This is a genomic window from Isoptericola sp. GX10416 (genome assembly GCF_056590155.1).
Genome location: NZ_JBWPVO010000003.1, coordinates 333,249 through 351,905 on the forward strand (window position 1 = coordinate 333,249; position 18,657 = coordinate 351,905).

Annotated in this window: 21 protein-coding genes and 1 pseudogene; 8 read left to right on the top strand and 14 right to left on the bottom strand. The window is 72.7% G+C overall.

Going from position 1 to position 18,657, the window contains the following annotated elements:
* Nucleotides 1-32: 32 nt before the first annotated feature.
* Nucleotides 33-218, bottom strand: coding sequence for a hypothetical protein (locus ACWAT2_RS07330; RefSeq protein ID WP_402372697.1), 186 nt, complete (start codon nucleotides 216-218; stop codon nucleotides 33-35).
* A gap of 190 nt (nucleotides 219-408) precedes the next feature.
* On the opposite strand from ACWAT2_RS07330, the gene ACWAT2_RS07335 reads away from it, so the two are divergent.
* Both ACWAT2_RS07335 and ACWAT2_RS07340 read left to right on the top strand, forming a co-directional pair.
* Nucleotides 409-1,167: a SurA N-terminal domain-containing protein gene (locus ACWAT2_RS07335; protein WP_402372699.1), complete on the top strand. Its 759-nt coding sequence runs from the start codon at nucleotides 409-411 to the stop codon at nucleotides 1,165-1,167.
* A 37-nt stretch (nucleotides 1,168-1,204) separates the two neighbouring features.
* Nucleotides 1,205-1,633 (top strand): annotated as a pseudogene (locus ACWAT2_RS07340) (transposase); the annotation flags it as partial.
* Between the two features lie 259 nt (nucleotides 1,634-1,892).
* Here the strand turns inward: ACWAT2_RS07340 and ACWAT2_RS07345 are convergent.
* The gene (locus ACWAT2_RS07345) at nucleotides 1,893-3,146 is read right to left on the bottom strand and encodes an ATP-binding protein (protein ID WP_402372702.1); all 1,254 of its coding nucleotides are present in this window, start codon (nucleotides 3,144-3,146) and stop codon (nucleotides 1,893-1,895) included.
* A 117-nt stretch (nucleotides 3,147-3,263) separates the two neighbouring features.
* Between ACWAT2_RS07345 and ACWAT2_RS07350 the strand changes: the two genes are divergently transcribed.
* On the top strand, nucleotides 3,264-4,259 hold the full coding sequence (locus ACWAT2_RS07350) for a 1,4-dihydroxy-2-naphthoyl-CoA synthase (protein ID WP_402372705.1): 996 nt from the start codon (nucleotides 3,264-3,266) through the stop codon (nucleotides 4,257-4,259).
* Here the strand turns inward: ACWAT2_RS07350 and ACWAT2_RS07355 are convergent.
* Together ACWAT2_RS07355 and ACWAT2_RS07360 are read right to left on the bottom strand one after the other, a co-directional pair.
* On the bottom strand, nucleotides 4,253-5,344 hold the full coding sequence (locus ACWAT2_RS07355) for a DUF3048 domain-containing protein (RefSeq protein WP_402372707.1): 1,092 nt from the start codon (nucleotides 5,342-5,344) through the stop codon (nucleotides 4,253-4,255). The genes ACWAT2_RS07350 and ACWAT2_RS07355 overlap by 7 nt on opposite strands.
* A 37-nt stretch (nucleotides 5,345-5,381) precedes the next feature.
* Nucleotides 5,382-6,458, bottom strand: coding sequence for a DUF3048 domain-containing protein (locus ACWAT2_RS07360; protein ID WP_402372709.1), 1,077 nt, complete (start codon nucleotides 6,456-6,458; stop codon nucleotides 5,382-5,384).
* 129 nt (nucleotides 6,459-6,587) lie between these two features.
* Here ACWAT2_RS07360 and ACWAT2_RS07365 point away from each other — a divergent pair, with 129 nt between their 5' ends.
* Together ACWAT2_RS07365 and ACWAT2_RS07370 are read left to right on the top strand one after the other, a co-directional pair.
* Nucleotides 6,588-7,784 (top strand): AMP-binding protein, encoded by a 1,197-nt coding sequence (locus tag ACWAT2_RS07365; RefSeq protein ID WP_402372712.1) that lies wholly within the window; start codon nucleotides 6,588-6,590, stop codon nucleotides 7,782-7,784.
* Nucleotides 7,785-7,795: 11 nt separating this feature from the next.
* A complete protein-coding gene (locus ACWAT2_RS07370) occupies nucleotides 7,796-8,665 on the top strand; it encodes a 1,4-dihydroxy-2-naphthoate polyprenyltransferase (protein WP_402372715.1) in 870 nt (289 codons plus the stop codon).
* A gap of 12 nt (nucleotides 8,666-8,677) precedes the next feature.
* Here ACWAT2_RS07370 and ACWAT2_RS07375 read toward each other — a convergent pair whose 3' ends face one another.
* Nucleotides 8,678-9,001 carry a DUF4229 domain-containing protein gene (locus ACWAT2_RS07375; RefSeq protein ID WP_402372718.1) on the bottom strand — a complete coding sequence of 108 codons (324 nt, stop codon included), beginning with the start codon at nucleotides 8,999-9,001 and terminating at the stop codon, nucleotides 8,678-8,680.
* Between the two features lie 82 nt (nucleotides 9,002-9,083).
* Here ACWAT2_RS07375 and ACWAT2_RS07380 point away from each other — a divergent pair, with 82 nt between their 5' ends.
* Nucleotides 9,084-9,425: a PLD nuclease N-terminal domain-containing protein gene (locus tag ACWAT2_RS07380; RefSeq protein ID WP_402372720.1), complete on the top strand. Its 342-nt coding sequence runs from the start codon at nucleotides 9,084-9,086 to the stop codon at nucleotides 9,423-9,425.
* 70 nt (nucleotides 9,426-9,495) lie between these two features.
* On the opposite strand, the gene ccsB is transcribed toward ACWAT2_RS07380, so the two are convergent.
* From ccsB to ACWAT2_RS07405, 5 genes are read right to left on the bottom strand one after another with little or no spacing between them, the layout of a single operon-like run.
* Nucleotides 9,496-10,479 (bottom strand): c-type cytochrome biogenesis protein CcsB, encoded by a 984-nt coding sequence (gene ccsB / locus ACWAT2_RS07385; protein ID WP_402372723.1) that lies wholly within the window; start codon nucleotides 10,477-10,479, stop codon nucleotides 9,496-9,498.
* Nucleotides 10,480-10,481: 2 nt separating this feature from the next.
* Nucleotides 10,482-12,260: a cytochrome c biogenesis protein ResB gene (gene resB, locus ACWAT2_RS07390; RefSeq protein WP_402372725.1), complete on the bottom strand. Its 1,779-nt coding sequence runs from the start codon at nucleotides 12,258-12,260 to the stop codon at nucleotides 10,482-10,484.
* Nucleotides 12,260-13,075, bottom strand: a complete 816-nt coding sequence (locus ACWAT2_RS07395) for a cytochrome c biogenesis CcdA family protein (protein WP_402372727.1) — start codon at nucleotides 13,073-13,075, stop codon at nucleotides 12,260-12,262. The genes resB and ACWAT2_RS07395 overlap by 1 nt, the downstream gene beginning before the upstream one ends.
* A gap of 1 nt (nucleotide 13,076) precedes the next feature.
* Nucleotides 13,077-13,727 carry a TlpA family protein disulfide reductase gene (locus tag ACWAT2_RS07400; RefSeq protein ID WP_402372730.1) on the bottom strand — a complete coding sequence of 217 codons (651 nt, stop codon included), beginning with the start codon at nucleotides 13,725-13,727 and terminating at the stop codon, nucleotides 13,077-13,079.
* Nucleotides 13,727-14,371, bottom strand: coding sequence for a histidine phosphatase family protein (locus ACWAT2_RS07405; protein ID WP_402372733.1), 645 nt, complete (start codon nucleotides 14,369-14,371; stop codon nucleotides 13,727-13,729). The genes ACWAT2_RS07400 and ACWAT2_RS07405 overlap by 1 nt, the downstream gene beginning before the upstream one ends.
* Nucleotides 14,372-14,573: 202 nt before the next feature.
* On the opposite strand from ACWAT2_RS07405, the gene ACWAT2_RS07410 reads away from it, so the two are divergent.
* Nucleotides 14,574-15,125: a YceI family protein gene (locus tag ACWAT2_RS07410; RefSeq protein WP_402372735.1), complete on the top strand. Its 552-nt coding sequence runs from the start codon at nucleotides 14,574-14,576 to the stop codon at nucleotides 15,123-15,125.
* 144 nt (nucleotides 15,126-15,269) lie between these two features.
* Here the strand turns inward: ACWAT2_RS07410 and ACWAT2_RS07415 are convergent, their stop codons facing one another.
* Together ACWAT2_RS07415 and ACWAT2_RS07420 are read right to left on the bottom strand one after the other, a co-directional pair.
* Nucleotides 15,270-15,950, bottom strand: coding sequence for a redox-sensing transcriptional repressor Rex (locus ACWAT2_RS07415; RefSeq protein WP_402372738.1), 681 nt, complete (start codon nucleotides 15,948-15,950; stop codon nucleotides 15,270-15,272).
* Nucleotides 15,947-16,222 (bottom strand): glutaredoxin family protein, encoded by a 276-nt coding sequence (locus tag ACWAT2_RS07420; RefSeq protein WP_402372950.1) that lies wholly within the window; start codon nucleotides 16,220-16,222, stop codon nucleotides 15,947-15,949. Before ACWAT2_RS07420 ends, ACWAT2_RS07415 begins: the two co-directional genes overlap by 4 nt.
* 50 nt (nucleotides 16,223-16,272) lie before the next feature.
* Between ACWAT2_RS07420 and ACWAT2_RS07425 the strand changes: the two genes are divergently transcribed.
* Nucleotides 16,273-17,088 carry an HAD family hydrolase gene (locus ACWAT2_RS07425; RefSeq protein WP_402372740.1) on the top strand — a complete coding sequence of 272 codons (816 nt, stop codon included), beginning with the start codon at nucleotides 16,273-16,275 and terminating at the stop codon, nucleotides 17,086-17,088.
* Between the two features lie 111 nt (nucleotides 17,089-17,199).
* Here the strand turns inward: ACWAT2_RS07425 and ACWAT2_RS07430 are convergent, their stop codons facing one another.
* Together ACWAT2_RS07430 and ACWAT2_RS07435 are read right to left on the bottom strand one after the other, a co-directional pair.
* On the bottom strand, nucleotides 17,200-17,298 hold the full coding sequence (locus ACWAT2_RS07430; protein WP_003792170.1) for a 30S ribosomal protein bS22: 99 nt from the start codon (nucleotides 17,296-17,298) through the stop codon (nucleotides 17,200-17,202).
* Nucleotides 17,299-17,468: 170 nt separating this feature from the next.
* A complete protein-coding gene (locus ACWAT2_RS07435; protein ID WP_402372742.1) occupies nucleotides 17,469-18,644 on the bottom strand; it encodes an acetoin utilization protein AcuC in 1,176 nt (391 codons plus the stop codon).
* Between the last annotated feature and the right edge of the window lie 13 nt (nucleotides 18,645-18,657).

The following is an 18,657-nucleotide window of genomic DNA, read 5'->3' on the forward strand; positions in this document are numbered from 1 at the left end:
GACGGTCGAGCGGGGTCGCGCGGCCCGGGACGTCAGTCGGTGAACTCCTCCGGCACCTTGCCGTAGGACCAGCGCCCGGGGGCGCGGACCGTCACGACCGGTACGGCCTGCGTCGTGGCCGTCGCCCGGCGCAGGGCGGCGGCGTCGTAGGCGATGAGCTCGTCGACGACCTCGTCCGGGTCGGCGACCTCGGTGTCTCGAGGTGGCATCGTGTTCATGTCTCCATGGTGCGACACCCTTGTGCAGAATGTGCGGTCGACGCGCGCGGATGCTCGCCACGCCGTGCAAGAGCCCTGTGCACGACCGTTCGCCGGGCCGTTCCTGAACGCCACCTGATCACCTGGTCGGCGGACACTCAGGTTCGTGTGGGTACGGTCGGTCGACCAGCTTTCTTCACGAGGAGTGACCATGTCGATCAAGCGCCCGTTCGTCGCGCTCTCGGTGGCCGCGGTCGTCGCGCTCGCCGGCTGCACGTCCGAGACCGACGAGAGCCCCGAGTCCACCCCGAGCGCCGAGCAGTCCCCGGGTGCCGGCCCGGAGGTGCCCGAGGCCGACCTGGACGACGTGCCCGACGTCGTCGCCGAGGTCAACGGCGAGGAGCTCGGCCGCGACGAGTTCGTCTCCAGCTACCAGGGCCAGCTGCAGCAGGCAGCGATGTCGCAGCAGACCACCGGCCAGGAGGTCGACCAGGACGCCCTCAAGCAGCAGGTCGTCGAGCAGCTCGTGGGCAACCGCCTGCTGACGCAGGCTGCGTCCGAGGCCGGCATCGAGGTCACCGAGAAGGACATCGACGCGACGCTCGAGGACGTGGCGGCCCAGAACGGGATGCAGTCCGCCGACGAGGTCGTCGCCGCGCTCGGCGAGCAGGGCATGTCGGAGGACGAGGTGCGCTCGGACGCGGCGTCGCAGTTCCAGGTCAACGCCTACGTCGAGGCCGAGGCGGACATCGAGGAGCCCACCGAGGACGAGCTGCGCGACCAGTACGACACCCTCGTCGAGCAGATGGAGGCCCAGGGCGGCGAGGGCGCCTCGCAGGCCGAGATCCCGCCCTTCGAGGAGGTCCGCGACCAGCTCGCCCAGCAGGCGACCAGCCAGCAGCAGGGCGCCGCGATCGACGAGATCGTGTCCACGCTGCGCGACGAGGGCGACGTGACCATCCACCTGTGAGCGGACGCGGGGCCGGGCGCGCATGGCTCTGCAGCGAACGACGCCGCACCGCCCCGCCCGGCCTTCACGACCGGGATCCCGTGCAGGATCTGCCGCGCGAGGAGTTCGGCTCCTGATCGGGCGTTCCCGAGGCGGTCTGACGACCAAGATCCATGCCGCGGTCGACGGCCACGGGCGGCCGCTGGCCGCGGTCGTCACGGGTGGGCAGCGCAACGACGGGGCCATGCCCGCCAGCGTGCTGGCCGACATCCGTGTTCTACGGCTCGGTGCCGGACGTCCGCGCACCAGGCCCGCCGCGGTCATCGCCGACCGCGCGTACTCCTCGGGCGTCACTCGTCGGATGCTCGCTGCCCGCGGGATCAAGGCGGTGGTCCCGCAGAAGAAGGACGAGATCGCCGCCCGTCAACGCAAGGGCTCCCTCGGCGGGCGGGTGCCCCACTTGGACGCGGCCGCCTACACGGGCCAGCAGCAAAGTCGAGCCGGAGAGCTACCGGCAGCTCGACCGTCCGGGCAGGCTCCCCTTCCCGCCCGTCCGCGGAACGAGCGGCGCCCACCTCGAGCCGTTCCCAGTAGGTGTCCACGGCGAGGACCTGTTGGCCAGCTCGCGATCCCCACTCCGGGTGATCTGTGACCGCCCAGCACTCGGGGCCGTCGTCGCTCAGGACGAGGAAGTTCCTCAATCCCGCACCGGAAATGGGAGACACGCTGTAGCGGTCTTCGGCACGTCAGGCACCCAGCATCCCCAGCGGGACGACCACCACCCCGTCCGGTCGCACGTAGCCGTACTCGCTGCCGGTGATCACGCCGAGCACCGCAGGACCACCGGTGTGCTCTGCGTCCAGCTTTGCCGCGAAGCGCAGCAGGGCCGCCGCCGCCGCGTCGACCTGGCCCGCACCGAGCTTGACCTCGAACGCGCCGAACACGCCGTCCCGTCGTTGAACCACGGCGTCGATCTCGAGGTTGTCGGAGTCGCGGTAGTGGAAGACCCGTGCGTCCAGGGCATCGGCATAGGCGCGTAGGTCTCGGACCACCAACGACTCGAAGAGGAGGCCGAAGGTGTTCAGGTCCGCGAGGAGCCGATCGGCGTCGGCCTGCAACGCTGCCGCCGCGAGCGAGGGATCGACGAGGTGGACGCGCGGCCGCGTACGCAACCGAGCCCTCGACCGCAGGTGTGGCGACCAGGCGGGCTGCTCCTGAAGAACCATGAGCCGGCGGAGATCAGCGAGATAGTCGTAGACCGTGGTGCGGGCCATCGCGCCGTCTGGGCCGTCGACCTCACGCGTCAGCCGGTCGACGACGAGCTCCATCGCGGTGTTCCGGGCCAACGCGTGCAGCAACCGTCCAGCACGTGCGGGATCCCGCCGCGACGTGTCGAGGCGTCCGAGGTCCGTATCGGCGATCGAGGCCAGGTAGTCCGACGACGCCTGGGCAGCAGCGACCTCGTCCATGCTGAGGTGCAGGGGCCACCCACCCCGGACCACGAGCCGTGCCAGGTCAGGAACTGACAGGTCGGAACGCCCAGGTATCGGTGGGTCCCCGTCGAGGAGTGCTCGCAACGACATCGCACCGCTCGACTCGCCGGACTCGGCGAGTGACATCGGCCGCATCTCCACACGCGCGAACCGTCCCGCGCCGGTGTGGCGCCGGGCATCATCGTCCGGCACCGCCGACCCGGTCAAGATGAACTGCCCCGGCTTCCCTCGGTCGTCGACGGTTGCGCGCACCCCGTTCCAGAGACGGGTCGCGTCGACCTGCCACTCGTCCACGAGACGCGGCGTCGCGCCGGCCAGGACGAGCTGCGGGTCCACATCGAGAGCCGCACGCGCCGCGTCATCGTTCTGGAAGTACACGGCGCTCGCGGCGTGCTGCCGAGCGGTGGACGTCTTGCCGCACGCACGCGGCCCTTCGATGAGCACGGCTCCCGCTGAGCGGAGCCGCTCTGCCACCAGCCTGTCGGCGATCCTCTTGATGTACGCCATCAGGCAATACTACAGTTTGCAGGTTTTCCAGGCTACACTTTGCGGCCGATCTGGACTTTACTTTGCAGAACAGCCAGCGCGGACCGTCGACCGGTGGCGCGCACTACGCTGGCCCGCGTGAGCAACAGCGACCTCCCCGCACCCGTCTCCGAGACCTTCGACACCGACCGCTGGCGCACCGTCGTCGGGTTCGAGGACCTGACCGACCTGACGTACCACCGCGGGGTGGAGCGCTCCACCGGCGACGACGGGTCCGCGCAGGTGCGTGACCTGCCCGTCGTGCGGGTCGCCTTCGACCGGCCCGAGGTGCGCAACGCGTTCCGCCCGCACACCGTCGACGAGCTCTACCGGGTGCTGGACCACGCCCGCATGACCTCCGACGTCGGGACCGTGCTCCTCACCGGCAACGGCCCGAGCCCCAAGGACGGCGGCTGGGCGTTCTGCTCCGGCGGGGACCAGCGCATCCGTGGTCGCTCCGGCTACCAGTACACGACGGCCGACGGTGCGGGCCGGCCCGTCAGTGGCGCCGACACCGCCGACCACATCGACCCCGCCCGCGCCGGGCGCCTGCACATCCTGGAGGTGCAGCGCCTCATCCGCACCATGCCCAAGGTGGTGATCGCCGTCGTCGACGGCTGGGCCGCCGGGGGCGGGCACTCGCTGCACGTGGTCGCCGACCTGTCGATCGCCTGCCGCCAGCACGGGAAGTTCAAGCAGACCGACGCCGACGTCGGGTCGTTCGACGGCGGGTACGGGTCGGCCTACCTGGCACGCCAGGTGGGGCAGAAGCGCGCGCGGGAGATCTTCTTCCTCGCGCGGGAGTACTCCGCGGACGACGCCGAACGCTGGGGGGCGGTCAACGAGGTCGCCGAGCACGACGACCTCGAAGGGCTGGCGGTCGAGTACGCCCGCACCATCGCGGGGAAGTCCCCGCAGGCGGTCCGCATGCTCAAGTTCTCCTTCAATCTGGCCGACGACGGCCTCATGGGCCAGCAGGTGTTCGCCGGGGAGGCGACGCGGCTCGCGTACATGACCGACGAGGCCGTCGAGGGCCGGGACGCGTTCCTGGCGAAGCGCGACCCCGACTGGTCCGGATTCCCGTACGCCTACTGATCCGGCGACGAGCCGGCGGCCTGATCGGCGACGGTGAGGGAGCCGGTCGTCGCCGGCATCAGCTCGACCCACGTGCTGCCCGGCTCCAGCTCGACGGTCTCGCCGCCGGCCGTCAGCTCGACCGCGTCGGCGAGCTCGCCCTTGGACCACTCCACCTCGAGCGTGCGACCGCCGCTCGCGACGACCCCCGTGCCCGACGCGCCGACGAGCCGGGTCTCCGGCACCGCCGCGCCCGAGGCGTCCCGGAACTCGGTGTTCACCACCTCGACCTCGAGCACCACCACGTTCGTCGCGGAGTGCTGGTCCCCTGAGGTCGACATCGACGGGCTCGTGCCCTCGCTGCGCAGCCACGCTCCCGTGTCCTCGTCCCACTGCCAACCCGTCGTCTGCATCCGGGACATCACGACCTCCAGCGACGACGCCGGCGTCCCGTCGCTCGCGGCGGTCCCCTCACCCGGGTCGTCCGCGATCGCGAACTGTGCCGGCGGCGGCACGCTGCGCTCGCCGTCGGCCTGCGCCAGGAACGCCGCGGGGTCGCCGATCACGTTGTGCGGCGCGGGCCGGGCCGGATTCCGCCGAAAGCCCGCGTCGCCCGCATCCATGATCACCGACTGGGCGCCGCTGGCGTCCACCGCGTCGATGAACGGCCGCTGGGCGCCGGAGTAGGCGAGGATGCCGCCCAACGGCGCGACGATCGCAGGGTCCATCGGGCGGACGGAACGCACGGGCTCGACGGCGTCCGGGACCGACGAGTGGAACACGGCGACGTAGCGCGTGATCCCGCCCTCGACGACCTCCTCCCACACCATGTCCGCCTGCTCCAGACCGGTCTGCGGCCGCGCCTCGCGAGAGTTCTCGATCTTGACCGCCAGCGCCGGGCGGTCCGCGACCTCGTCCGCCTCGACCCCCGTCAGGGGCCACACGGCCCGCACGTCGGGGGCGGGCGGCGAGCCCTTCTGCGCGTCGACGGCGGCCGGGACCGTCGTCGTCGGGGTCGGGTCCGGGCCGCCGCCGCACGCGGCGACGAGCAGGGCGGCCGCGGCGAGCGCGCCCGGCGCCGCCAGCCGCGCGAACCGTGCGGTCATCAGTCCTCCGAGGGTGTGTGCTGGCGCACACGGTACGTCATGACACGTCCCACGAGCCGGAGCGCTCCGGCACCAGCTCGACCCACGTGTTCCCCGGCTCGAGCAGCACCTTGCCGCCACCCGGCCGTTTCAGCCGTAGCGGCGCCTTGGTCCCCTTCTTGGACCACTTGACGTTCACGGCCCGGCCGCCACCGAGCAGCATCCCCTTGCCGCGGCCGACGAGCTCGGCCTTCGGCACCGGAGCGCCGCTCGGATCCCGGTAGCCGGTGTTCGTGACATCGACGCGCAGCAGCAGGACGTTGCGCGCCGTGACACGCTTACCCGAGGACATCGACGCCCGGCCGTCGTCGCTGCGCCGGTAGGAGCCCTTGGCCCAGCCCCACGTGGTGCGCTGCGCCGGGGAGAGCCGCACGTCCGCCGTCCTGCCCTTCTTGCCCTGCGCCCGGGCCGTGGCGTCCTTGCGCTTCGTCGCGTGCCTCAGCTCCGCCTTCGGGGGTTCGGTGCGCTTCTTGTCCGCCTGCCGTGCGAACGCCTTCACGTTCCCGTAGACGTCGTGCGGCGCGGCACGGGAGCCGCTGCGCCAGAACCCCCGGTCGCCGTCGTCGTTGGTCAGCAGCTGGGTGCCGGACCTCTCGACGGCCCGCAGGAACGGCGGCTGCCCACCGGACGCCGCGAGGATCCCGCGCAGGGGCGCCACCGTCGCGGGATCCATCGGACGCACCGAGCGCACCGGTCCGACCTGCCGCGGGTAGGTCGAGTGGTACACCGCGACGAATCGGCTGATGCCGCCCTCGACCACCTGCTCCCACACCACGTCCGCCCGGTGCAGCCCCGTGTGCGGCCGCGACGCGGCGGAGTTCTCGATCTTGACGGCGACGGCGGGCCGCTCCGGGACCTTCTTCGTGCCGGTCCGGACGCCGGTCAACGGCCAGCGCGCCGGCTCGGGCTCCGGCTCGGGCACGACGACGGCGGGCGGGGCGATCTTCGCGCGCGACATGTCCGGGGCCACCGTGACCCGTGGTGCGCTCTGCGGGTCCGTCGCCGTCCCGCACCCGCCGACGGCGAGCACCAACGACGTCGCCAGCACCGCGGACGCCGTGCTCCTGAGCGTCATGGCACCTCCTCGTCCCCCCACAGGATGCACCAGCGATCACCGTGATGCCGGGATCTCGGCAGCGGGGTCCGTCGGAACCGGTCTGACCAGGGCGCCCGTGGACGGCCCCGCGCCGCCTATCGTGAGGCCGTGAGCACCCCCGACCTCGCCGCGCTCGTGGACGGCGTGCGCCGTGCGCTGGACGGCGGCCCACCCGTCGCGCCGCTGCCCCGCCTCACGACGCACGTGCCGCCGTCGGGCACCGCGCTGGTGGTGCGGACGTCCGGCTCGACGGGGACGCCGCGGGAGGTCGCGCTGAGCGCGGCGGCGCTGCGCGCCTCGGCCGCCGCGACGGCGGACCGGCTCAACGCGCCCGGCCGCTGGGTGCTGACGCTGCCGCCCACGCACGTGGCCGGCATGCAGGTGATCGTCCGGTCGCTGCTGGCCGGTACGCCCCTGACCGCCGCCGGCGGTGGCCCGTTCACCCCCGACGGGCTCGCCGACCTGCTGGCCGCACCGCTCGCCGGTGACGACCCCGTGCACGTCTCGCTCGTGCCCACCCAGCTCCACCGCGTCGTCGAGGCGGCCGACGGCGGAGCCCCGGCCGCGCTCGACGCGCTCGCCCGGTGCGGCGCCGTCCTGCTCGGCGGTGCCGCCACCCCGCCCCGGCTGCTGGTGCGTGCCCGCGACGCGGGCGTGCCGGTGGTGCGCACCTACGGCATGTCGGAGACGGCCGGCGGCTGCGTCTACGACGGCGTGCCGCTGCCCGGGGTGCGGGTCCGCCTCGATCCGGCCGGGGGCGACGCCGGGATCGTGGAGATCGCCGGGCCCGTGCTCGCGAGCGGCTACCTCGGGGACGACGACGCCACGGCGACCGCGTTCGTCGACGGCCCGGACGGGCGGTGGTTCCGCACCAGCGACCTCGGTGCGCTGGACCGCGAGGTGCTCCGGGTGATCGGCCGCGCGGACGACGTCGTCGTCACCGGCGGGGTGAACGTCGCCCCCGCGGCCGTGGAGTCGGTGCTGGGCGAGCTGCTCGGTGTCGAGGTGTGCGTCGTCGGCGTGCCCCACGACGAATGGGGCCAGGAGCTCGTCGCCGTCGCCTCAGGCCCTGTGGGTGCACGACACGCCGACGAGCCGACCCGCCCAGCGGCGCGTCGTGCACCCACAGGGTGGGGGGAGGGGGCGGAGCTCGCGCGGGTGCGTTCCGCCGTCGCCGCTAGACTCGGCCCGGCCGCCGCGCCCCGTCGCATCCTGCGGGTGGAGAACCTGCCGTTGCGCGGGCCCGGCAAGGTCGACCGTGCCGCCGTCGTCGACCTGGTGCGCGCCCGCCCGGCGCACGACTGAGAGGAGCACGCATGGCCACCACGGCCGAGTGGGTCACCGGAGCCCGGCCCCGCACCCTGCCCGCCGCCGCCGCGCCCGTCATCATCGGCACGGGCGCCGCCGCGCAGGTCGACGCATTCGCGTGGCTGCCCGCCGTGCTCGCCCTCGGTGTCGCGCTCGCGCTGCAGATCGGCGTCAACTACGCCAACGACTACTCCGACGGCGTGCGCGGCACCGACCTGGACCGGGTGGGGCCGCTGCGCCTCACCGCCTCCGGCATCGCGCGGCCGGGGCAGGTCAAGGGCGCCGCGTTCGGGGCGTTCGGCGTCGCGGGGGTGCTCGGGCTCGCGCTGTGCGCGGTGAGCGGGCACTGGTGGCTGATCGCCGTCGGCGCCGTCGCCATGCTCGCCGCCTGGTACTACACGGGCGGCAAGCGGCCGTACGGGTACGCGGGCCTCGGCGAGGTCGGCGTGTTCGTGTTCTTCGGGCTGGTGGCTACGCTCGGCACCACCTACACGCAGGCGGACCGGATCACGTGGCCCGCCGTGCTGGGCGCCGTGGGCGTGGGCCTGATCGCGTGCGCGCTGCTCATGGTCAACAACGTCCGCGACATCCCCACCGACGTCGTGGCGGGCAAGCGGACGCTCGCGGTGCGGCTCGGGGACCACCGAGCACGGCGCCTCTACGCGCTGTGGGTGGTGCTGCCCGTGCTCCTCGGGCTCGCCTGCGCGGTCTGGAACCCGTGGGCGTTCCTCGTCGCTCTGCTCCTGCTGCCCGCCGTCCTGCTGGCGATCCCGGTCGTGGCGGGCGCACGGGGCCGCGCACTCGTCCCGGTGCTCGCCGGCACCGGGATGTTCGAGCTCGCCTACGGCGTGCTGCTCGGGCTCGGCCTGGCGCTCTGAGCGCCCCGACCCCTACCGCTCGGCGGTGGGGCGTCCGCCGTCCGGGTGCTCCGTGCCGGCGGGCTCGTCGGCGTCGAACGCCGAGTCCTCGGCCGCCGCGTCCTCGCCGATGACCTTCGCCAGGCCCTCGTCACCCGAGCGACGACGCTCCGCCCGCTCCGCGATCCAGCTCGCGGCCGCATCCTTCTGCTTCGCCAGCAGGACGTACGACACCGCGAACGCCACCACGATCGCCACCAGGAGCAGCAGCCAGCTGCGCAGCCCTGCCACGTAGCCGACCCCGAGGGCGGCGGCGAAGAGCAGGAGGCGGAGCACGGTGTAGGTCACGAGAGGCACGGATCCAGGATACGGCCGCTCGATCCCGGTCCCGCACGCCTCGCGATTCGGTCACGGCCGCGGGGCGAACTAGGCTGGAGGAATGTTCCGCGTCCTGGTGGGCCTCGTCGTCGTCGGCCTGTTGGTCTACAGCCTTGCCGATCTCTCGGGGTCGGAGGAGGAAGACCGCGCCGGCCTGCCCCGGTGGCTCTGGGTGGTCATCATCGTGCTGCTGCCCGTCTTCGGGCCGGTCACCTGGATCGCGACGAAGCAGTCCCGCCGCAGTGGTGGTTCCGGCGGCCGCGGAGCGCGGCCCGGCCGAGGTCCGCGACGTCCGTCCGGTCCGGTCGCGCCCGACGACGACCCGGACTTCCTGTGGCGGCTCGAGCAGGAGAAGCGCCGCCAGGAGCGCCGCGACCGCGGCGACACCGACCCGCCGCGGTAGCGCGGCTCGCGCCGAGGTAGTAGGGCTCGCGGCGAGGTAGGTCGGGTGGTGGTGCCGCCTCGGCGGTGGGTCAGCTGATGCCCGAGTAGGAGTGCTTGCCGTTGAAGATGAGGTTCACGCCGGTGAAGTTGAACAGCACGCAGGCGTAGCCGACGACGACGAACCACGCGGCCCGGCGTCCCGACCAGCCGCGCGTGGTGCGGGCGTGCAGGTAGGCCGCGTAGACGACCCAGATGACGAACGTCCAGACCTCCTTGGGGTCCCAGCCCCAGTAGCGGCCCCAGGCGTCCTCGGCCCAGATGGCCCCGCCGATGAGGGTGAAGGTCCACAGGACGAAGCCCACCGCGTTCAGGCGGAACGACATCGACTCCAGCGCCGTCGGCCCCGGCGTGCGGTCCAGCCAGCGGAAGCCGGGCCGCGTCAGGAACGGCGACCCCGCGTCGCGGGAGTCGCGCAACAGCTGCAGCGCCGAGACGACGAACGACACGGTGAAGATACCGGTCGCGGTGATCGCGACCCCGACGTGCAGCACCAGCCAGTAGTTCTGCAGGGCGGGCTGCACCCCGGTCGCCGCCACGTGGAACGCGTTGAGGCCGAGCACCAGGAAGAGCGTGACCAGCCCGGTGACGAACGCTCCCAGGAACCGCACGTCGCGGCGCAGGTTGAGCACGAGGAAGACCACGAGCGCGATGAACGAGCCGACCATCGTGAACTCGTACATGTTGGCCCAGGGCGTCCGGCCCGCGGCCAGCCCGCGCAGCACGATCGCGACGAGCAGCATCGCGGTGCCGAGCCACGTCGTCGACATCGCGATGCCCGCGGCCCGACGGCGGGCCTCGACGGCGCCGTCCGGGCCAGGTCCGCTCGCCTCAGCCGCAGGCGCGCTGGTGTCGCTCGACCCGGCACCGACCGTGGCGCGGGCCTCAGCCGTGGCACGGGCGCCGACACGCTCGTCGGTGCGTCGGCCCAGGTCGACGGCGAACGCGATCATCGCGACCGCGAGCGCGGTCGCCGCAGCCCAGACGAGCAGGTCGCTCAGCTCGGCGATCTCCATGGTCAGCCTCTCTCAGGGTTGTGCGTCGGCGCGGCGTCAGGGCCGACGTCCGGGTCACCATCAGCATCAGCGTGGTCGGCGTCCAGCCCGGGGACGGCCGCCAGCGTCCGGTCCACCTGGGGCTGCAGCCCCACGTCGTCCCCGCGGGCGAGACCCGCGACCTCGACGTGCGTGACGCCGTCGTGCGTCCATGATCGCACCCAGACGCGGCGGCGCGGCAGGAACAGCGAACCGGTCAGCCCGACGAGGGCGGCGAGCGAGAAGGCCAGCACCCACGCGAGCGACGGGTCGTGGCGCAGGTCGAGCGCGACGAACCGCGGCACCTCCTCGGCGAGCGACACGGTCCCGAGCCCGTCGGGAAGGTCGACGGTGTCGCCGGGCTCCAGCAGGAGCTTCACCCGCTCGCCGTCGGCGTCCACCGACGGCGTGAGGTTCGCGGTGTCGAGCCGGTACACGTTCTGCGGCACGCCGTCGTCGAGCCCGAGGTCGCCGCGGTACACCTCGAGCACGAGCAGCGGGTCCTCCGGGAGCGGGAAGACGGAGCGGGCCGAGCCGTCGGGCTCGATGACGGCCGTCGGCAGGAAGTACCCGATGAGACCCACCTGCTCGAGCCCCGGCGAGACGTCCGGCACCTTCACGACGCCGCGCGAGGTGTACACCTGGTCCTCCGGCAGGAACGGCACGCGACCGGCGAACGCGACCGCACCCTCGCCGTCGTGCACCGTGATGTCCGGCGCGTAGCCGTTGCCCTGCAGGTACACCTTCGAACCGTCGATGACGAGGGGATGGTTGACCTTGATCGTCTCGGCGGAGGACGAGCCGTCCGGCTCGGTCACCGTCACGTCCGCGGTGAAGTCGCGCGACTGGGCGAACGCGACCGTGTCCGTCGCGAACTCCGAGGTGAACGAGTCGAGCGTCATCGAGAACGGCACCAGCGACTCGGGCTGGAACCACGACCCGCTCTCGAACGTGTCGTAGTCCACGACGGCGTTGGCGAACCCGCGGCCCTCGGTGATGATCGCCTGGCCGCGGTAGTGGAGCAGCTGCCCCACACCGACCGCGACGATGAGGCCCAGCAGCGCGAGGTGGAACAGCAGGTTGCCGGTCTCGCGCAGGTAGCCGCGCTCCGCCGCGACGGTGGCAGCCGCGGGACGCGCGGGGATCTTGCCGCGCGCCCCGCGCGCCTCCTCCGAGCCGGCGTCGACGCGGAACGTCGGCAGCCACCGCATCCGGCCACGCAGGTGCTCGGCGACGGCGTCCGTCACCTCCCGCGGTGTGGCCGAGGTGGTGCCGGTCGCCCGCGCCGGGAAGCGCTCGAAGCGCGCAGGCGTGCGCGGCGGCCGGTTCCGGACCGCCCGGGCGTGCGCGACGGTGCGCGGCACGATGCAGCCCACCAGGGAGACGAACAGCAGCAGGTAGATCGCCGAGAACCAGGGCGAGGAGAAGACCTCGAAGAACCCGAACCGGTCGAGCCACTCCCCCGTGGCCGGGTTCTCGCCGAGGTACTCCACCACCGCCGCCGGGTCCTGGCTGCGCTGCGGCAGGATCGACCCGGGCACGGCCGCGACGGCGAGCAGCATCAGCAGCAGGAGCGCGACCCGCATGCTGGTGAGCTGGCGCCACGTCCAGCGCAGCATGCCGCGCCAGCCGGTCCGCGGCGCCTGCCGGGTCGCGGACGACGGCCCGCCCGACGGCGTCGCACCGGCCTCGCTCTCGCCGCCGCGCGTGCCCTGGGTGAACTCGTCCGCGATGCCCTCGGGACGGTAGCTCCGTTCGCTCATCACACCACCGTCACGTATCCGCTGATCCAGCTCTGCAGGGTGCTCGTCAACGTGCCCCACAGGCCCGTGACCATCGCCAGGCCGATGAGGACCAGGAGGCCGCCGCCGCACCGCATGATGGCGAGCCGGTGGCGGCGCAGGAACCCGAGCATGCGCTCGGACGACTGCAGCCCTAGAGCCACCAGCAGGAACGGCACACCGAGCCCGATGCAGTACGCGATCCCGAGCACCACGCCGCGCCCTGCGGACGCCTCGTTCAGCGCGAGGGACTGCACCGCGGCGAGCGTCGGGCCGAGGCACGGCGTCCAGCCCAGCCCGAAGACGACACCCAGCAGGGGCGCGCCCCACAGACCGGCCCGCGGGCTCACGTGCAGCCGCCGCTCGCGCTGGAGGAACCCGATGCCGCCGAGGAACGCCACACCCATGACGATCACGACGAGGCCCAGCACCCGGACCAGCACGTCCTCGTAGCGCACCAGGTACGAGCCGACGGCGCCGGCCGCCGCCATGAGCGCCACGAACACCGCCGTGAAGCCCAGCACGAACAGCGAGACCCCGAGCACCACGCGGCCGCGGCCGGGTGCGCGCGGGGGTGCCGCCGTCGTCCCGCGACCCTGGCGCCCCGCTCCTCCGGGGTCCATCGCGCCCGAAGGCCCGGCGTTCGCCGCGGCCAGCCCGCCGACGTAGCCGACGTAGCCCGGTACTAGGGGCAGCACGCACGGCGAGGCGAAGGAGACCAGGCCGGCGAGCAGCGCGACGAGGACCGCGAGCAGCAGCGAGCCGCTCGCGGCCGTGGTGGCGAAGGCCTCACCCACGTCAGGCGCTCCCGGACCCGGTCACGGACGAGGCCTGCGCCTCGTCCCCGCCGTCCTCGGCGAGCACGTCGTCGACGACTCCCTCCAGGGTCGAGCCCGCGACCTGGCCGACGATCCGCGCAGCCACGCGCCCCTCGCCGTCGAGCACCACGGTGGACGGCACGGCCTGCAGCGGGACGACGCCGGAGAGCCCGGCGACGACCTGGCCGCTGCGGTCCTCGATCGAGGGGTAGGGCACCTCGAAGGTGCGCTGGAAGGCGAGCGCGGTGCCGGCGTCGTCCTCGGTGTTGATGCCGAGCAGGTGCACGCCGTCGGCTTCCCGGTCCTCGGCGAGCGTCACGAGGTCGGGCGCCTCGGCGCGGCACGGGGCGCATCCCGCGTACCAGGTGTTGAGCACGACGATGTCGCCGCTCCAGTCGGTGGTCGAGACCTCGTCGCCCTCGAAGGACGTGCCCTCGACGACGACGGTGTCCCCGCGCTCGTCCGGCTCCCACTGCTGCACCGAACCGTCACCCGAGACGAAGCCCTGGCCGACGACGTCGCCCGCACCGGATTCGGCCGCACCGCACGCGGCGAGCAGCCCGACGGTGGCGGCGAGGGCGCTGCTGACGGCGGCTGTGCGCGCGAGACGTCCGCGGTTGCGACGTCCCATCAGGCGCCTGGCACGGGGTCGGCACCGGCGAGCAGCGGACCGGCCGGCTCGCTGTAGTGCAGCGAGACGAACCGGTCGTCGTCGAAGGTCAGCGACGTCAGGGAGGCGAGAGCGCACTCGCGCCGGCGCGGGTCGTGCGCCAGCCGGCGGCCCTCGAACGCCCGACGCGTCACCCAGACGGGGAGCTGGTGGCTGACCAGCACGACCTCGTGGCCGGTGTGGGCGCGGCGCGCGTCGTCGACGGCGGCACGCATGCGGGTCACCTGCTCGGCGTAGCTCTCGCCCCACGACGGTCGCAGCGGGTTCCACAGCCGCTTCCAGTACCGCGGGTGCGCGAGCTGGCCGGGCTGCTTGCCGATCGTGGTGCCCTCGAAGCTGTTGCCCGCCTCGACGAGACGGTCGTCGGTGGCCAGCTCGAGGCCGAACGCGGCGGCGACGGGCGTGGCCGTCTCCTGGGCACGTTGCAGCGGGCTCGCGACGACCGCGACGACGTCCCTGCCGCCGTCGGACAGGTGCTCGGCGACGTGGCGGGCCATCTGCTGGCCGAGCTCCGACAGGCGGTACCCCGCGATGCGTCCGTACAGGACGCCGTCGGGATTGTGGACCTCGCCGTGCCGCATGAGATGGACGGTGGTGGTGGCCATGGCCACCAGTGTCCCAGATCGCAGGCGTCTCCAGATGCCCTCCGGGAGCGTCCCAGTACGGTGGTGACAGGACTCACTGTCGCAGCAGATCGCATGCGACCCCCCGGGAATAGTTGCCAGGAGGCCGCGGTTCATGCATTTCGATGGATCGCCTCAGGGGCGTCCGCACCGCACATCACCGCCACACACGAGGAGCATCCCCATGGCCACGCCGCTGCCCGCCGGACTGAACGCCGGCACCTACGTCATCGACGCCTCGCACTCCACCGCGTCCTTCACCGTCCGCCACGCCGGCATCTCCAAGGTGCGCGGCACCATCGCCATCGTCTCCGGCGAGATCGCCGTCGGCGAGGACCTCGACTCCACCTCGGTCTCCGCCGAGCTCGACGCCGCGTCGGTCAACACCGGTGACGAGAACCGCGACGGCCACCTCCGGAGCGCCGACTTCTGGCACGCCGAGGAGAAGCCCGTCTGGTCGTTCGTCTCGAAGAACATCTCCGTGGACGGCGACGCGTACGTGATCGCCGGCGACCTGACCATCAACGGCGTGACGAAGCCCGTCGAGCTCCCCACCGAGTTCGCCGGCACCGCCAAGGACCCGTTCGGCAACGACCGCGCGGGCTTCGAGTCCGAGCTCGTGATCAACCGCAAGGACTTCGACCTCACCTGGAACGCGGCGCTCGAGACGGGCGGCTTCCTGGTCGGCGACAAGGTCAAGATCGCGCTCGACGTCTCGGCGATCGCGCAGAACTGACCTACCGAGGTAGGACCGCTCTCCCCGAGGTGGTAGCGCCGGGCCGGAGCGTCGAAGCGGGGTGTCGGGTCCCGTGCACGATCGTCAGGACCCGACACCCCGCGGCACCACCACCCGCACTACCTCGCCGCAAGCGGTACCACCTCACGGCGCCGGGACGTCGGCGTCCGACGCCGCGACGCCGTTGGCATGACGGGCCGCCGCGTGGAACGCCAGGATCTGCAGCTCTCCCGCCACGTCCACGCTGCGCACGACGACGTCGTCGGGCAGGTGCAGAGCCACCGGAGCGAAGGACAGGATCTCCCGCACGCCCGCCGACACGACCCGCTCGGCGACCTCCTGCGCGGGCGGTCCCGGGGTCGCGAGCATCACCATCGAGACGCTGCGCTCGACGATGATCTCCTCCAGGCGGTCGACGTGCTCGACCTCGATCCCGGCCGCCTGCCCGCCGACCACGGCAGGGTCCGCGTCGAGCAGCGCCACCATCTGGAACCCGCGGGCCGCGTAGCCCGAGTAGTTGGCCAGCGCGTGGCCGAGGTTGCCGACGCCTACGATCGCCAGCCGGTGCTCGGAGCCGAGGCCCAGCGCGGCGGCGATGTACGACGACAGCGACTCGACGTCGTACCCGACGCCGCGGGTGCCGAACGATCCCAGGTAGGACAAGTCCTTGCGCAGCTGCGCGGACCCGACGCCGGAACGCACTGCCAGGTCGGACGACGACGTCGTCGCCACACCTTCGCGCGTCAGGTCACGCAACGCGCGCAGGTAGAACGGAAGCCGCGCCACCGTCGCCGCGGGCACCGTCACCTCACCGATCTCGATCACGTCTTCTTCTTCCCTCCCGGGGGCCGTGCGAGCCGCCGCGCCAGCCGTGCCGCGTCGACCCGCCAGAATCCCTGCTGCACGCCGTCCACCTCGACGACGGGCACGTACTCGCCGTACCGCTCCACCAGAGCGGGCTCGGCATCGATGTCGATCTCCTGCCAGGTCTCCCCCGCCTCCGCGCACACCGCTGCGACCACCGCCCGTGCGTCGTCGCACAGGTGGCAGTCCGCCCTGCTGTACACGACGACCCGGGACGTCACGTCTGGTCGCATCGTGGGCCTGCTCACGAGCACAGCGTATCGGCGCTACTACAGTGGGCAGCATGTCGTCTCATGCTGCGCCCCCGGTCGGACCGACAGCAGCAGCGTTCTTCGACGTCGACAACACCATCATCCGCGGCGCCAGCGCGTTCCACCTGGCCAGAGCGTTGTACCAACGGAAGTTCTTCGGCACGGCGGACCTGCTGCGCTTCGGCTGGATCCAGGCGAAGTACCTGGTCTTCGGCGAGTCGCGGTCCCAGATCGAGACGGTCAGGTCCCGGGCGCTGTCGCTCATCGCCGGACGCTCGGTCGCCGAGATCACCGCCGTCGGCGAGGAGGTCTACGACACGGTCCTGGAGCTGCGCATCTTTCCCGGGACCAAGCGCCTGCTGGACGAGCACCTCGCGGCCGGGAACGAGGTCTGGCTCGTCACGGCGACGCCCGTGGAGATCGGCGGCCTCATCGCACGCCGGCTCGGGGCCACGGGCTGCCTGGGCACCATCGCCGAGCACGCCGACGGCTACTACACCGGTGCGCTGGTGGGCGACCTCATGCACGGAGAGGCCAAAGGAGCGGCCGTGCGGGAGCTCGCCGAGCGCGAAGGGCTCGACCTCGAGTCGTCGTACGCGTACGGCGACTCGCTCAACGACCTGCCGATGATGCGGTCCGTGGGGCATCCGTGCCCGATCAACCCGGACGCACGGCTGCGGCGCCACGCGAAGGAGGTCGGCTGGCCGATCCGCGAGTTCCGGGGCCGCGGCCAGCGGGCTGCCGGGCGCGGGGTGCGGACGGCGTCGTGGGCCGGTGCGGCCTGGGTGCTCGGCCTCGTGCTGCGCGCGGCCCAGCGCAGCGTGCGCAAGCGGCTCCACGGGCGCTGACGCGGCGCGAGGGCGCGGGCTCCCGCCGCCGCGCCCAGGACGCAAAGAGCCCGGCACCTCTGGTGAGGTCCGGGCTCGGTGCGTGCGGCCCGCCGTCGGGCGGGCCGTGCGTCACTTCTTGTTGCGACGCTGGTGACGCGTCTTGCGAAGCAGCTTGCGGTGCTTCTTCTTCGCCATACGCTTGCGGCGCTTCTTGATGACGGAGCCCATGAGGTCCTCACAATGCTGATCGGTGGTGGAGGCCGGTTGGTCCCGACGATCCTGTTCCCCGGAAGAGTCCTGAGACCAAGCAGTGCCGACCAACGCGAAAAAGTCCGTCTCCCAGAGTACCCGACACGGACGGCTGCCCCGAATCGCGGCCCTGCGCCCGCGCCTCCGGCTCAGTCGAGGAACGGGTCCAGGCCGAGGCCGGGGAACACGTGCCGACGGGTCGCGAGAACGGCGCGGTCCACGGCGTCGGACGGGTCGTACCCCTCGCTCCACGGCCGCCACTCCACCGCGCCCCGGCCGAGCATCGTCGCGGGCGAGAGTCCCGACATCTCCTCGACCGCCGTCTGCCACGCCGCGGGCAGGGGCGCGGCAGGGGCGATCGGCACGTGCGCGGCCTCGGCCACCAGCGCGGTCCACACGAGCGGCACCACGTCGACGACGGCGTACCCGCCGCCGCCGAGCGCGACCCACCGGCCCTCGCAGAGCTCGTGCGCAAGCCCGTGCACCCACGAGGCTGCCATGAGCTGTGCGTCGATCCCCACGTTCAGGTCTGTCATCGGGTCGTTCCCGTGCGCGTCGGTGCCGTGCTGGGACACGATCACGTCGGGTCGGAACTCCCGGAGCACGAGCGGCAGGACGGCATCCACGGCACGCAGCCAGCGCGCCGAATCGGTCCGGGGCGGCAGGGCGACGTTCACCGCCGTGCAGTCAGCGCCCTTGCCGCCGGTGTCCGCAGGGTTGCCGGTCCCGGGGAACAGCGAGTGGCCGTCCTGGTGCACCGAGACCGTCAGGACGCGCGGGTCGTCCCAGAAGATCGACTCGACGCCGTCGCCGTGATGGGCGTCGAGGTCCACGTAGGCGACCCGCTGCGCGCCGAGGTCGAGCAGCCGCTGCACCGCGGCGGCGGCGTCGTTGTAGATGCAGAAGCCCGAGGCGGCCCCGCGCCGCGCGTGGTGCATCCCGCCGGCGATGTTGAGGCCGTGCTCCGCCGCGCCGGTCCAGATCGCCTCGGCGGCGTCGACGGACGCACTGACGAGCCGCGAGGCCGCCTCGTGCATCCCGGAGAAGATCGGGTCGTCCTCGGTGCCGAGCCCTCGCGCCAGGTCGGGCTCTCCGGTGCGGTCCGCGGACTGCACCGCCGTCACGTAGTCGCCGTCGTGCACCGTGCGCACGAGCTCGTCGCTGCTCGGCGGGATGCGCACCACCTCGAGCGTGGGCTCGTCGGGCAGGCCGAAGGCCTCGACGAGCCGCATGGTCAGGTCGAGCCGTGCGGGCGCCATGGGGTGCCCGGGACCGAAGTCGTAGGTCAGGAGCTCAGGACTCCACAGCAGCCGGGCGACGGACATCCCGTCACGGTAG

Bases quoted from the DNA above. Each gene is read 5' to 3' on its own strand.
- ACWAT2_RS07330 (WP_402372697.1), bottom strand. From the start codon at position 218: ATGAACACGATGCCACCTCGAGACACCGAGGTCGCCGACCCGGACGAG.
- ACWAT2_RS07335 (WP_402372699.1), top strand. From the start codon at position 409: ATGTCGATCAAGCGCCCGTTCGTCGCGCTCTCGGTGGCCGCGGTCGTC.
- ACWAT2_RS07345 (WP_402372702.1), bottom strand. From the start codon at position 3,146: ATGGCGTACATCAAGAGGATCGCCGACAGGCTGGTGGCAGAGCGGCTC.
- ACWAT2_RS07355 (WP_402372707.1), bottom strand. From the start codon at position 5,344: ATGACCGCACGGTTCGCGCGGCTGGCGGCGCCGGGCGCGCTCGCCGCG.
- ACWAT2_RS07360 (WP_402372709.1), bottom strand. From the start codon at position 6,458: ATGACGCTCAGGAGCACGGCGTCCGCGGTGCTGGCGACGTCGTTGGTG.
- ACWAT2_RS07370 (WP_402372715.1), top strand. From the start codon at position 7,796: ATGGCCACCACGGCCGAGTGGGTCACCGGAGCCCGGCCCCGCACCCTG.
- ACWAT2_RS07380 (WP_402372720.1), top strand. From the start codon at position 9,084: ATGTTCCGCGTCCTGGTGGGCCTCGTCGTCGTCGGCCTGTTGGTCTAC.
- ccsB (WP_402372723.1), bottom strand. From the start codon at position 10,479: ATGGAGATCGCCGAGCTGAGCGACCTGCTCGTCTGGGCTGCGGCGACC.
- resB (WP_402372725.1), bottom strand. From the start codon at position 12,260: ATGAGCGAACGGAGCTACCGTCCCGAGGGCATCGCGGACGAGTTCACC.
- ACWAT2_RS07400 (WP_402372730.1), bottom strand. From the start codon at position 13,727: ATGGGACGTCGCAACCGCGGACGTCTCGCGCGCACAGCCGCCGTCAGC.
- ACWAT2_RS07405 (WP_402372733.1), bottom strand. From the start codon at position 14,371: ATGGCCACCACCACCGTCCATCTCATGCGGCACGGCGAGGTCCACAAT.
- ACWAT2_RS07410 (WP_402372735.1), top strand. From the start codon at position 14,574: ATGGCCACGCCGCTGCCCGCCGGACTGAACGCCGGCACCTACGTCATC.
- ACWAT2_RS07420 (WP_402372950.1), bottom strand. From the start codon at position 16,222: ATGCGACCAGACGTGACGTCCCGGGTCGTCGTGTACAGCAGGGCGGAC.
- ACWAT2_RS07425 (WP_402372740.1), top strand. From the start codon at position 16,273: ATGTCGTCTCATGCTGCGCCCCCGGTCGGACCGACAGCAGCAGCGTTC.
- ACWAT2_RS07430 (WP_003792170.1), bottom strand. From the start codon at position 17,298: ATGGGCTCCGTCATCAAGAAGCGCCGCAAGCGTATGGCGAAGAAGAAG.
- ACWAT2_RS07435 (WP_402372742.1), bottom strand. From the start codon at position 18,644: ATGTCCGTCGCCCGGCTGCTGTGGAGTCCTGAGCTCCTGACCTACGAC.